The 12,440-nt window shown below is 35.7% G+C and carries 9 protein-coding genes; 6 read left to right on the plus strand and 3 right to left on the minus strand.

Annotation, left to right across the window (positions count from 1 at the left end):
* Window positions 1-205: 205 nt before the first annotated feature.
* Entirely contained in the window at window positions 206-529 is a 324-nt protein-coding gene (locus AACY93_RS02545) for a hypothetical protein (RefSeq protein ID WP_286854880.1), read from the plus strand.
* Window positions 530-532: 3 nt separating this feature from the next.
* Here the strand turns inward: AACY93_RS02545 and AACY93_RS02550 are convergent, their stop codons facing one another.
* Window positions 533-5,422, minus strand: a complete 4,890-nt coding sequence (locus AACY93_RS02550) for a T9SS type A sorting domain-containing protein (RefSeq protein ID WP_286854881.1) — start codon at window positions 5,420-5,422, stop codon at window positions 533-535.
* Window positions 5,423-5,846: 424 nt separating this feature from the next.
* Here AACY93_RS02550 and AACY93_RS02555 point away from each other — a divergent pair, with 424 nt between their 5' ends.
* From AACY93_RS02555 to hemL, 3 genes are read left to right on the plus strand one after another with little or no spacing between them, the layout of a single operon-like run.
* Complete coding sequence (locus AACY93_RS02555; RefSeq protein WP_286854883.1) at window positions 5,847-6,737, plus strand: pyridoxal-phosphate dependent enzyme; 891 nt, start codon at window positions 5,847-5,849, stop codon at window positions 6,735-6,737.
* A 6-nt stretch (window positions 6,738-6,743) separates the two neighbouring features.
* A complete protein-coding gene (locus AACY93_RS02560) occupies window positions 6,744-7,562 on the plus strand; it encodes a glucosaminidase domain-containing protein (RefSeq protein WP_286854884.1) in 819 nt (272 codons plus the stop codon).
* A gap of 8 nt (window positions 7,563-7,570) precedes the next feature.
* Complete coding sequence (gene hemL, locus AACY93_RS02565; protein ID WP_286854885.1) at window positions 7,571-8,857, plus strand: glutamate-1-semialdehyde 2,1-aminomutase; 1,287 nt, start codon at window positions 7,571-7,573, stop codon at window positions 8,855-8,857.
* Window positions 8,858-8,894: 37 nt separating this feature from the next.
* On the opposite strand, the gene AACY93_RS02570 is transcribed toward hemL, so the two are convergent.
* Both AACY93_RS02570 and AACY93_RS02575 read right to left on the minus strand, forming a co-directional pair.
* The gene (locus AACY93_RS02570) at window positions 8,895-9,356 is read right to left on the minus strand and encodes a hypothetical protein (RefSeq protein ID WP_286854886.1); all 462 of its coding nucleotides are present in this window, start codon (window positions 9,354-9,356) and stop codon (window positions 8,895-8,897) included.
* Between the two features lie 121 nt (window positions 9,357-9,477).
* Window positions 9,478-10,467, minus strand: a complete 990-nt coding sequence (locus AACY93_RS02575; protein ID WP_286854887.1) for a hypothetical protein — start codon at window positions 10,465-10,467, stop codon at window positions 9,478-9,480.
* A gap of 187 nt (window positions 10,468-10,654) precedes the next feature.
* On the opposite strand from AACY93_RS02575, the gene AACY93_RS02580 reads away from it, so the two are divergent.
* Both AACY93_RS02580 and AACY93_RS02585 read left to right on the plus strand, forming a co-directional pair.
* Complete coding sequence (locus AACY93_RS02580) at window positions 10,655-11,254, plus strand: SprT-like domain-containing protein (protein ID WP_286854888.1); 600 nt, start codon at window positions 10,655-10,657, stop codon at window positions 11,252-11,254.
* Window positions 11,255-11,314: 60 nt separating this feature from the next.
* Entirely contained in the window at window positions 11,315-12,394 is a 1,080-nt protein-coding gene (locus AACY93_RS02585) for a mannose-1-phosphate guanylyltransferase (protein ID WP_007646494.1), read from the plus strand.
* The last annotated feature ends 46 nt before the right edge of the window (window positions 12,395-12,440 follow it).

Here is a 12,440-nt window from a genome sequence, read left to right on the forward strand (position 1 = left end):
CCATACACTATCCATGGAGTATCCATGGAGTATCCATAGGAAAGCTATAGGGATGACCCGTCCTTGACCCGTCCTAAAATAACTATACAGACACTATACGGATTATTTTTGTTTGATGTTTTTTCATTTTTATTGAAATGAAAGTATTTGTTGTATTTAAGTTTTAAACTTGTAAATTGGTTTGATATTTGAATGGTACAAATGCATGATTTTAATTTCAAAATATATAGTTCCAAGAGGTTTTACTGGAATTGCCCTGTTCCCTTTTGTGTTTTTAAGACATGCTAGCTTGAAAGAGGATGTTTTGTTAGTGAATCATGAACGGATTCATTTAAGGCAGCAACTGGAATTATTGATTTTACCTTTTTTTGTGTTTTATGTTTTAGAGTTTATATGGAGGTTCCTGCAATATAGGTCTTGTTATTTAGCTTATAAAAATATTTCTTTTGAACGGGAAGCCTATACAAATGAAAAAGACCTTAACTATATGGAGTCAAAGTCTTTTTGGGGTTTTGTTGGTTATTTGTAATCTTTACTTTAATATAATTTTTTGTGTTTTTTGGAGACCATTGCTTAAAGAGGCCTTTACAATATAAGTGCCATTGGAGAATGAAGGGTTGTTTATAATAAGTTCCTTTTGGTTAACACTCATATCTTGATACAGGATACGACCTAAGACATCAAAAACAGAAATGGTTTTAATTTGCTCCAGTTCAGAAGAAACTTTAATAAAATTGTTGTTTGGTGCTGAAATAACTAAGCCATTCAACAGGGTTTCTTCTGAAATGTTTAAAGCATTATTGGTGTATCGTAAAATAAATCGATTGTTGAAAGTCCCAATGTTTGAATTAAAACTGTAAGGGGTATTTCTTAAATCGTGAATGATGTTTAAATAAGTGTCTTCTAAAAAGATGTCCTGGTTAGTATTGCTAAATAAACCATCTATTGAATTTATGGCAATGGTATAGTTTCCGTTTTCAGGAATTACCAGTCCTAAAGGAACAGTATCACTTACATCAAAAGGAAGACTTCGACCTTGGATGGACATTTTGTCTTCATTGATTAAAGAGTAGAATCTGATGGAAGTTTTACTTAAATCAAAACCATCATAAAGTCTATCTTCACCATTGGTGGCGTTTTCAACATAGCCAACTAAAATAGAATTGGCATGGTCGTTAGGTGCGATTAAATCCAACCAAATCCTGTGCCTTTCAATAGTATTTCTGTTTGCATGAGGTTTTGGTCTTTGCATGACTCTGAAAAATTCATTGTTTGCATAAGGAGAAGGATTCAGTGGATCTGTATCGTCGTAACGCATGTTGTTGTTGAAAACGACACTGGACCCAGTTGTTGATGCATTATGGTCCATAAGTACAAAAAAGGCTTGTCCAGAAGCTATGTTGCCGTTAAAACCTGGAGGATTAGCTCCTGTATTATTAAATGCTATATAGTTATTTGGATTATAATTATACACATAATCACCATAAAAAGGATCATTTACTAAATTACTTGGTAAATTAAGATGGTTCCACAAATAAATTGTGCCTGTGATGGCAGGATTTGGGTTGTCTGTACTGATAATGCTGGCGTTTTGAGTTATAAACTTGGTAGCAGAAATGGATGAAGGATATGGGTTTCCTACCAAGTTCCAGTTATCATCCAATTCGGTTGCCATGGTATTTCCAGCTCCAGGGTAATCACCTCCACTATAATTGCCATGTGTAATGTTGTGAGAAATAATGCCATTTCTGGCAATACCAGTGAATTCGACAGTGTTTAAAGCAGGAGTTGTTTCTGGTGATGTTCCTGAAATACCTCTAACAATATACCCTTTTCCTGGTAACATTACTTCGGTAGTGTTTTGCCAAGTGCCATAATGACCGATGCCATTGCTGGCAACAGTAGGAATCCAGTGCCAAATTAGGTTATTGTTTGTGCCTGGTGACACATTGGTGACGTTAAAACCATTTACAGGAGAAGACCAGTACACATAGTTTAAATTGGTAAGGCTATTTACATTTCGTTGCATTTGTATGTTGCCTACATTATTGTTAGGAGGCGAGTTGTTTATCTGAATTAAATTTCCGTCGTCCCTAATAATGATCTTACCATAAGGAGCTATGGCATCTTCAATATAAATATTGTCTGTTACAATTAAATTTGATTCAGAAGTTAATTCTAAATAGCCATTTGACATGACCCTTAAAGATCTGGCAAGTCCAGGAGGTGGAGGGGTTGGTGGCCCACCAATAACAATAGGGGAATTGTTGTTCGTTGTATTTAAGTCTGGAATAATAACGCAATCCGATGAGGTGGGTATGGCGTTACCGGACCAGTTGGCAGGAGTATACCAGTCTGTATTGACGGTTCCTCTCCATACTTTTCTGTTATCATTTACCACGATTTCATCTGTTAAATTAATTGTGCCTGAACAAGTATTAAAGCTAGCAACTGCAAAATAGTTGCCTCCAGTACTCACTGTTACACTGTTATCAGGATTTGAAGCAATAACATTGCTTGCATTTATTGATCCTTGATACCATGTCACTGTTGAGGGGGTTACATCAGCGCCATTAGGAGTGAAACGCCAAGCTTCGTTAGTTGTTTCCCAGTTAGTGTCAAGACCGTTTCTGCATGGAGCTACTGCGTATTGATTATTAGGCCCTAAAGGTGTTATGTCACCTTGAATACCAACAATAGCATTGCCATCATTCCATGGGTATACATTTCCATTTTCTATTAACTTTGTTTCTATAAACACTTCAATAATGTTGGTCGCTTCATGTAATACAATCATTCCAGTATATAGCCTTGAGGCATCACCAAACATAGGGATATCTGTCCAAGAAACTTGAAATTGTCTACAAGGAGCAGTTCCAATGGTTCGGCTTTTAATTGGAGCTCCAGTTAAACCTGATGGGTCAATATCATGATATACACCATATATGGTTTGTTCGAATAAAGCACCAGCAGTACTAGGAAGATTATTGTTAAAACTCCAACCACATGAACTCCCTGGTACAATACTGTTGTCAAAAGTCGTCATGCCATTGGCGCCTACCAAAGTTTGAGTGTAAGTATTATCGTAAAAACAAAAAGGAAATCCAATATTGGTTCTAGATGTAGCCCAAACATCATCTGTATTGATTACTTGCTGATTTCCTCCCAAGATAGGGAAATCATAATCCGGAGCAGGGTTTGGATATATTATTTGCTCTACGATGTAACTAGTTGTTTCCTTTAAGTTTGGGTTTGCGGATAAGGTTACTGTATCAGTAGAGCAGTCTATATTGGCGCTAGGATTCGATATAAAAGGGGAAGCAGCAAAAGGGTCATTGCCTTGTTCGTCTATTATAATAGTTGGGCACAGGGTTGGGGTGTTTGCAATAGAACCTGATAAAGTGCAAGGTTCTGTAACACAAATTTCAAAAGTCGTCGTTGCTGAACCACTAAAGTATGTGAAGACTTGAACGAAATAAGTTGCTCCAACGGTTAAACCTGTTAAATCAGTCGAATCAGAGTCATTACAAGAAATGTTATCAGCTACAGCAACACTACAGTCTGGTTGAGTAAAACTACCATACACTGCGTGATACATATCCGTAGTGCTCCCAAAGACATTAAAAAGGCTTACAGTTTGGCTTGTGTTGGTAGCTACAAAGCTGTACCAAACATCGTTGTCAGGTGTTCCAAAGCAAGCATCAATTCCAGAATTTGTGGCGCTTCCTACACTACCAGTAGTTCCAATACAAGTTGAATTTACTGTTAATGCAATTGCTCCACAAGGTTCATCGTTGCTAGGAGGAGGAGGAGGAGTTCCAATACATATATCAAAAGTAGATGTTTGACCAGTTGTTGAAGTCCAAGAATAAACTTGAACAAAATAAGTCTGTCCTGTTACCAATCCTGTTAGTGTGCTAGAGTTTGGGTCTGAGCAACTAATATTTGATCCTCCAACTGTAGCATTTGTACAGTTTGGAGGATTAACATTAGCAAATGGACCGTATACAGCGTGATATAAGTCGGTTGTACTGCCTGCAACATTTATTAAATCAACAGTATGACTAGGTCCAGTAGCCACAAAATGATACCAAACATCATCATCTTCTGTTCCCCCACAAGCATTAACACCAGAATTTGTTGCACTAGCAACAGTGCCAGAAGTTGTGCTTGCACAAGAATAATCTGGATTAACTGTTAGACTAATAGATCCACAAGGATCATCGTTTCCAGGAGGAGGAGGAGGAGGAGTTCCGATACAAATATCAAAATTAGTGTTTTGTCCAGTTGTAGCCGTATATGTGTAAACTTGAACGTAATATGTGCTTCCTATAGTTAGCCCAGTAATAGTACTAGAGTTGGGATCTGAACAAACAATTGGAGCGCCAAGGGCACCACAATAACCATTATAAATTGCATGTACTAAATCTGTAACGCTTCCAGAAATATTATTTAAATCTACAGTGTGATAAGTAGAAGTCGCGACAAAACTGAACCAAACATCATCATCTTCTGTGCCTATACAGTTATTTGCTCCAGAATTGGATGCAAATTCTATTGTCCCGGACGCAAAATTTGCACAGCTAAAATCATTGTTTGTTAATACAGGTGTTGCAGCACAAGGCTCATCATTTGGTGGAGGGGTTACAGTTGTACAAGTTCTAGAAATAGTGAAATTTCCTGTGCTAGTACCAGTAGTCCAATATGCAACATATACATAATAATCGGTTCCGTTAACAGTATTGAAAGTATAGGACTCAGGGTTACCACTGTCTTCACAGTTTAAATTAGTAAAAGAGCCACATGAACCACTTTCAATTGCTACTTCAATATCAAAACCACTTACGCCTGAAACATCAATAGTAGTTTGATCGCCATCTCCAGTAAATGTGTACCACACACCATAATTAGACATATAGCACCCCGTGCTATTAGTTATATTAGTAGAATTAATAGTTGTACCAGCTAAGTTGGTTGTTCCACAAGGTAAAGGTGTTGCATTTGCGCATAAATCGTTTGCAGGAGGAGTAGGTATAGCACAAGATGTACAGCTGATAGCAGTTGTACAGCAATTAGATGCTGTGCCACAAGCTGCATTTGTATTAAAATGTACGTAATGAGTACCACTTACAGCAGCAGTAAAAGTATAAGGAGCATTGCCGCTACCTACAAGCGTGCCATTATAAGTACTACTTCTTACTGTTATGTATCCACCACATGAGTTTGTAATCTGATAAGTTTCTCCAGCAACGACACCTGTTACGGTTCCATATTCACCTTGGAAATTACATGTGCTTATTGTGACTGAAGTATTACTGGAAGGTGCAGTTGCAGAACCATAAGATGTTGGATTCGTACATTGGCCATTAGCATTTATACTTATTAAAAAAATAGTAAATGGGAAGAGTAAAATTTTAATCATGAGCTATTAATTAATTATATAAACAAGTAAACTTATTTATAAATGTTCTTAGTTTAGGAAAATTAAAAGCAAGGTTGCTTAGGCTTTGCTATAAACAACAAATGGTCAAGAGATTGTAGATTCTGGGAAATCTTTATAATGTATTATTCAATATATTTTTACAGAATACATATTGATTACGCATAAAATTAACATTTAAAATGTTGAAATAAATAATAATATCTTGTTTTTATTAAATAATTGTTAACATAAAAATAAATATTTTATTCAGCCAATATATGAACTAAGAGCCTTTTCGATAAAATGTACTAAAAACAAGACAAGATGGGTTGATTAATGAAAATAAAATCAATTTTGTAAACCCTAATTTAACAATTAGCTATTGCTATATTTGTAATTGGTAAAATTTAAAGTTAAGCTATAGGTGTATTTCATTAAAGATCAAGAGAACATTCATGTTAAGGATCAGGTTTTTATTAAACCAGATTATTTAAACCATCCATTTATTTCGGGTAATAAATACAGAAAGTTAAAATATAACATTCTTGAAGCGCAACGGTTTCAAAAAACAAGATTATTAACCTTTGGTGGCGCTTATTCCAATCATATTGCTGCAGTGGCAGCTGCTGGAACCGAGTTCGGTTTTAAAACGATAGGAGTTATTAGAGGCGAAGAATTGGTTGCTAAAGTCGCTGACAACCCAACCTTGTCTTTTGCAAAAAAGCAAGGGATGCATTTTCATTTTGTATCAAGGGAATCCTACAGACTTAAAGCTACAAATGATTTTATTGAATCACTAAAATCCAAGTTTGGGGATTTTTATCTTATTCCAGAGGGAGGCACCAATACATTGGCTATAAAAGGTTGTGAAGAAATATTGACAGAGAATGATAAAAATTTCGATTTCATATGTTGTTCAGTAGGAACTGGAGGTACTATTAGCGGTCTTATAAATTCAAGTGGTTCCTCGCAGAAAATTCTTGGTTTTCCTGCTCTTAAAGGTGAATTTTTGAGAGAAGAAATTAGTAAGTTTGCAAATAATTCCAATTGGGATTTAATTTCGGACTATCATTTTGGAGGTTATGCCAAAATAAATACCAAATTAATCAGTTTTATTAATGAATTCAAAGCTCAATATGGTTTGCCTTTAGATCCGGTTTATACTGGAAAAATGATGTATGGCGTTTTCGATTTGATGCGTCAAGGATATTTTCCGAAAGGAGCTAAAATTTTAGCCATTCATACAGGTGGCTTGCAAGGAATTCAAGGAATGAATGATGCATTAAGAAAAAAGAAATTACCAATATTTAATTAAAGATTGATGAAAAAAATTATATGGCTTTTGGTTGTTAGTATGTTTGTGTTTAGTTGTGGTTCAAGTAAAAAAACAAGTTCCAAGCGTGTTAAAGGCAGTACAAAAACGGAACGGGTTGTAAAAGATACCAGGACCAAACCAAATAATCCAAAAGAAACTCCCAAAGAAACAGTGGTAATTGAAAAAACTCCAGAGAGAGTTCCTACTTCCACAGATGATTATATAGCCATTTTTGCTCCTATTGCTCAAGAAGAAATGCGTTTATATGGTATTCCTGCCAGTATAACCTTGGCTCAAGGAATTTTGGAATCTGCTTCTGGTAAAGGGCGTTTGGCTGTGGAAGCCAACAATCATTTCGGGATTAAATGTCACGAATGGACTGGAGCTAGAATTTATCATGATGACGATGCCTCTCAAGAATGTTTTAGAAAATACAACGACGCTAAATATTCGTACAGGGACCATTCATTGTTTTTAACAGGAAGATCCCGTTACCAAAAATTATTTCAATTAAATATTCACGATTATCAATCCTGGGCCAAAGAATTGCGTGCAGCAGGTTATGCTACCGATAGAAGGTATCCAGAAAAACTTATCAGTTTGATAGAACGCTATCAACTTTACAAATACGATGAAGTGGTTACTGGCCAAACAGCTTCTAGAGTTGCTGTTAAAGCTGAAGATACCCATATAATCATTAAGGGTGACACCTTGTATTCTTTGTCCAAAAGATATCAAACAACAGTCGAAGAACTAAAAAGATTAAACAATTTAACCAGTAATGATTTAACTATAGGCGAGGTCTTAATAGTAAAATCCAATTAATAGTGCATATGTTATACAAAAGAAGCAGTGCTTTGTTTGCCGAAGCAGAAACGGTTATTCCAGGAGGTGTCAATTCGCCTGTAAGGGCTTTTAAAGCTGTTGGGGGAACTCCAATTTTTATAAAAAAAGCAATGGGAGCCTATTTAATTGATGAAGATGACAATCAATACATAGATTATATAAATTCTTGGGGACCCATGATATTAGGTCATGCTCACAAACCGGTTGTGGATGCAGTTATTGAGAAAACAAAGCTTGGGACTTCCTTTGGAACTCCAACGGAAATAGAAACAAAAATTGCTCAATTGGCTGTGTCCATGGTTCCAAATATTGAAAAAATTAGATTTGTAAACTCCGGAACTGAAGCTTGTATGAGTGCTGTAAGGTTGGCTAGGGGTTATACTGGAAAAGACAAAATAATAAAGTTTGCTGGTTGTTATCATGGTCATAGCGATTCGTTTTTAATTCAAGCAGGAAGTGGAGCCGTTACTTTTGGAAGCCCAAATAGTCCTGGCGTTACTAAAGGTACAGCTCAAGACACTTTGTTGGCCACCTACAATAATATTGCCCATGTTGAAGAGATTTTGGAAGCTAACAAGGGTGAAATTGCTTGTGTGATTTTAGAGCCTGTTGCAGGAAATATGGGATGTGTACCACCAAAAGATGGGTTTTTAAATAAACTGAGAGACCTATGTACAGCACATGATGTACTGTTGATTTTTGATGAGGTCATGACCGGTTTTAGACTTGCAAAAGGTGGTGCTCAAGAACTCTATGGGGTTCAAGCAGACCTTGTTTGTTTTGGAAAAGTTATTGGAGGAGGTTTGCCTGTTGGTGCTTTTGCAGGGAAAGCAGAGATTATGGATCATCTAGCACCTTTGGGACCAGTGTATCAAGCTGGAACTTTAAGTGGAAATCCATTGGCTATGGCAGCTGGATTCGCCATGCTTTCGGAATTAAATCATGATAAAGATATATATACCCGTTTGGCTGACAAAACCGCATATTTGCATAAAGGATGTGCCGAAGTCTTGAAAAAACATCGCATTTCACATACCATAAATCGTATTGGTTCCATGATTTCCATACATTTTTCTGAAACTGAAGTGGTTGATTTTGATACGGCAGCCGAAGGAAACAACGCTCGCTTTAAAGCTTTCTTCCATGGCATGTTAAAAAAAGGGGTTTATATAGCACCAAGTGCTTTTGAAACTTGGTTTATTACAGATGCTTTAACTTACGACGACTTAGATAAAACCATTGTTGCATGTGATAAGGTATGCAGTGAGCTATAAAAAAAAAGCTATCTAATTTGTTTAGATAGCTTTTTTTTTAAATGTTTTTTTGCTCGTTCATGCTAGCTTTCTTTTTATTGTGCATTCTTTTTTTTCGATGTTCTTTTTTCTCTTTGCTCATTTTTTCCCATTTAGCATATTGGTCTTCATTAAGAATCTCTTTCATTTTTTTCTTCATTTCAATCTGCTTGTCAAGCATGTCATTTTTCATTTGAAGTTTTTCCTCTTTGCTCAATTCTTTGTTGGAGGTCTTGCCTTTGTTTTTCTTAGTTCTTAGCTCTTGCTTTTCTTTTCTTGCTTTAGCATTTTCAAGATGCAATGCCTCAACCTGTTTTTGTTGGGTTTCGGTTAAGTCCAAATCTAAAGTAAGTTGCTTGGTTTGTAACTGAGCTATTTCTTCAGGCGTGTAATCCTGCATGTTCTGTTTGCCATGCTTTTTTTCTTGAGCCTGTGTCAGGCTTGCTATGAATACCAATGTGATAAATGCGATTGCTTTCATTTTAATTATTTTTTATGTTTATGATAATAAGACTCTTAAAACACAAAATGGTTTAATTCCTTTAGAAGTTCGCTTCCTAAAAGATAGTTCCAATAATAAAATAAAAGAAAGATTTTAAAACCTATAAGGTATTTAAATAATCCCTCACTAAATCGTAGCCTTCTGGATGCATCATGGTAGTGCCAATTAAAGGCATGCTAACGCCACTGTAATACATGGACATTCTTGCATCAATGTTTAATCTGGACTCAAAAATATAAGAATTCGCAAATGGCGTATCGTAAGATAGTCTTAAGTAAGATTGGTCGCTACAAAAACCACCATCGCTATGGCAATGTGCGCAATTCATGTCAAAATAAGCTCTGGCACGTTCTTCCAAAGTATAATTTACAGCATCTTCCCAATTTGGTAAAACAGAAACTTGAGATGCATCGGTTAAACCAGTTAGGTAATTGTTGGAAATCCAATTTTCCAATTGGTTATTATCATTTAAAGCTCTTAGTCTAGGGCCTATAGGTGTAATAACATTGCTGCTGCTGTGACAATCTATGCAATCCTGGGCAGAAGGGATTACATAATCTACATTTACCGTATTTCCGTTGTTGTCCAGATAGCTTATAGGTTCGGTACTGGTTGTGTTGTCCAAAACAGCATCGGTTTGTTCATCATTCCATTTGTAATTTCCCATTTCCCATACACCATTTTTCTTGATTAAAATACGGGTTTCAATAAGTTGTTTTCCTTGAGTTGCATCTCTTTCATCGTTAAGGTAATAAAATGTTTTAGCCATAACCGTGTTATCTGGAAAGATAGGGAAACCATCATCCACATATTCCATGGATGTGCCTTCAGGAAGCGCCAGGAGCCTTTGTTTATGGGCATAATCTGTAAAAAGGGTTGTGTTTAGGTTGTACACAAAAGCCCGATCGCTTGGTGTTAAATCGTTTAAGTTTTCAGTAAACAAATTAAGTTCAGATAAATTAGGCAAAAATTCTGGAACGACTTCAGGTGTTGGTTCTGGTGGTATTGGAGAATATATTGTATCGTTTGCATCATCGGAGCAAGACAGGAAAAATAAGCAAATGGTTGCAAAATAAAGAAGCTGTTTCATAGTATGAATATGATGTTTTGAAAAGTGAAAATAGTAAAAATGTTTTATTGACAAATAAAAATGTCGATAAAAATCTGATATTTACTGTGTAAGCTTCGTCAAATCTGTTTTTTCAGCATCATATCATTTTCCATATTATCTCTGGACTTAGTTCATTAACTTTGGAATAAAATACTATTTTTGCCTCATGCAGCATCCTATTAAACCGTATATAAACGAGCACGTTTTTGAACAAGTCTTGGAACTTTTAAACCACGATCGTTTAACGGTTAAAGTAAAAAGTGAACGAAAAACCAGACATGGAGATTACAAACGTTTGCCCAACGGAAATCATGAAATTACGGTTAATTCCAATTTAAATTCGCATCGGTTTTTAATCACCTTAATACATGAGATTGCTCATTTTGAAGCTTTTAATGCTTATGGCAAATGGATTAAACCACATGGAAAAGAGTGGAAGCATACGTTTCAAAGGTTGATGCTCCCTTTTTTGAATCCTCAAACCTTTCCTAAGGATTTATTGCCGCTTTTGGCCAAACATTTTAAAAACCCTAAAGCAAGTAGCGATACAGATGCAGCTTTATCCCTAGCTTTGAAACAGTACGATGCTCCAAACGATAAAACCTTTGTGTTTGAAGTCCCAAATGGCGCCTTGTTTAAGTTGTACAACGGTAAAGTTTTTAAAAAGGGAAATACAAGAACAAAACGCATAGAATGTATTGAGATAGATAGCGGAAAATTGTATCTTTTCAATCCGAATGCTGAAGTGGAGTTAATGGATTTATAAAACAAATCCTTTACATTTTGTCAATAGACAAGGTTTAAGGGAATGAAAATAACATATTCAATGAATAAAAATTATTATGCCATCTTAATGGCAGGAGGAGTCGGTTCTAGATTCTGGCCTATTAGTACACAAGAGTTTCCTAAGCAGTTTCATGACATGCTGGGAACTGGCGACACACTCATTCAAAAAACCTTTCAACGTTTATCTAAGCTTATTCCAAAAGAGAATATTTTTATATTAACCAACGAACGTTATAACGATTTGGTCTTTGAGCAACTGCCAGAGGTTACCAAGCGTCAGGTGGTCTTGGAGCCTGCCATGAGAAACACAGCACCATGCATTTTATATGCTGCATTAAAAATACAGAAAGAAAATCCAGATGCTGTAATGATTGTGGCACCCAGTGACCATTGGATAGAAGACGAGCAGGCCTTTACTGATAATGTGCAACAAGCCTTTGATTATTGCTCAAAAAATGATGCCTTAATGACTTTGGGTATTAAACCTACTTTTCCAAATACTGGTTATGGGTATATAGAATACAATACCACTTTTGAAACAGACATAAAACAAGTAAAACAGTTTAGGGAAAAACCAGATTACCAAACTGCAAAAAAATTCTTGGAACAAGGCAATTTCCTATGGAATGCAGGTATTTTTATGTGGCATGTAAAACATGTGGTAGATGCATTTAAAAAGAACCAAGAGCAGTTATATAAACTTTTTGAAAAAGGAATTCCTGTATACAATACCGAAGATGAAGTTCATTTTATTAATGAAAATTATGAAAAAGCAGAGAATATTTCGGTTGATTATGCCATTATGGAAGCTTCAAAAAATGTGTATGTTATTCCAGCCACTTTTGATTGGAACGATTTGGGAACTTGGGGAAGCTTATACGATAAATTGGAAAAGGACCAAAACCAAAATGCCATTGTAAATGCCAGAACTTTATTGGAAGATGCTTCAGGAAACATGATAAGGACCCAAAAAAACAAAGTGGTTGTAGTGGATGGCTTGAACAATTATATCATAGTTGATAAGGACGAAGTGTTGCTTATTTACCCAAAAGCCAAGGAACAAGATATTAAAATTGTGCTCAATAAAGTAAAAAACATCTTTGGGAACTCTCTGGGATAAGCATAAAAAATACCTAAAAGAAAATATTAAAATATATGCTCCAATA

The organism is uncultured Xanthomarina sp., assembly GCF_963971605.1.
Classification (GTDB): Bacteria; Bacteroidota; Bacteroidia; order Flavobacteriales; family Flavobacteriaceae; genus Xanthomarina; species Xanthomarina gelatinilytica.

Excerpts from the sequence above, each read along its gene's own strand:
- AACY93_RS02545 (WP_286854880.1), top strand. The coding sequence starts at position 206 with ATGATTTTAATTTCAAAATATATAGTTCCAAGAGGTTTTACTGGAATT.
- AACY93_RS02550 (WP_286854881.1), bottom strand. The coding sequence starts at position 5,422 with ATGATTAAAATTTTACTCTTCCCATTTACTATTTTTTTAATAAGTATA.
- AACY93_RS02560 (WP_286854884.1), top strand. The coding sequence starts at position 6,744 with ATGAAAAAAATTATATGGCTTTTGGTTGTTAGTATGTTTGTGTTTAGT.
- hemL (WP_286854885.1), top strand. The coding sequence starts at position 7,571 with ATGTTATACAAAAGAAGCAGTGCTTTGTTTGCCGAAGCAGAAACGGTT.
- AACY93_RS02570 (WP_286854886.1), bottom strand. The coding sequence starts at position 9,356 with ATGAAAGCAATCGCATTTATCACATTGGTATTCATAGCAAGCCTGACA.
- AACY93_RS02575 (WP_286854887.1), bottom strand. The coding sequence starts at position 10,467 with ATGAAACAGCTTCTTTATTTTGCAACCATTTGCTTATTTTTCCTGTCT.
- AACY93_RS02580 (WP_286854888.1), top strand. The coding sequence starts at position 10,655 with ATGCAGCATCCTATTAAACCGTATATAAACGAGCACGTTTTTGAACAA.
- AACY93_RS02585 (WP_007646494.1), top strand. The coding sequence starts at position 11,315 with ATGAATAAAAATTATTATGCCATCTTAATGGCAGGAGGAGTCGGTTCT.